Source organism: Chitinimonas viridis, from assembly GCF_030409555.1.
GTDB lineage: Bacteria > Pseudomonadota > Gammaproteobacteria > Burkholderiales > Chitinimonadaceae > Chitinimonas > Chitinimonas viridis.
In genome coordinates this window covers 1-563 of record NZ_JAUFPU010000016.1, presented here as the reverse complement: position 1 = coordinate 563, position 563 = coordinate 1, and the positions used below count along the sequence as shown (strand labels likewise).

The 563-nt window shown below is 60.7% G+C and carries 1 protein-coding gene; it reads left to right on the top strand.

The window, feature by feature from the left end:
• On the top strand, nucleotides 1-563 hold a 563-nt coding region (locus QWZ03_RS13265), incomplete at both ends, for an EF-Tu C-terminal domain-related protein (protein WP_290333156.1).

The window sequence follows — 563 nt, the reverse complement described above, 5'->3', positions numbered from 1 at the left end:
GCCGAAGCCCTGGACAGCTACATCCCCACCCCTGAGCGTGCCATCGACGGCGCCTTCCTGATGCCTGTGGAAGATGTGTTCTCGATCTCCGGTCGCGGTACCGTGGTGACGGGTCGCGTTGAGCGCGGCATCGTCAAGGTCGGCGAAGAAATCGAAATCGTCGGTATCAAGCCCACCGTCAAGACCACCTGTACCGGCGTGGAAATGTTCCGCAAGCTGCTGGACCAAGGTCAGGCTGGCGACAACATTGGCGCGCTGCTGCGTGGTACCAAGCGTGAAGACGTCGAGCGTGGCCAAGTTCTGGCCAAGCCGGGTTCGATCACCCCGCACACCAAGTTCTCCGGTTCGGTCTACGTGCTGAGCAAGGATGAAGGCGGCCGTCACACCCCGTTCTTCAATGGCTATCGCCCGCAGTTCTACTTCCGTACCACCGACGTGACCGGTGCGGTTGAGCTGCCAGCTGGCACCGAAATGGTGATGCCAGGCGACAACGTTGAAGTGGTTGTTGCCCTGATTGCTCCGATCGCCATGGAACAAGGTCTGCGCTTCGCTATCCGCGAAGG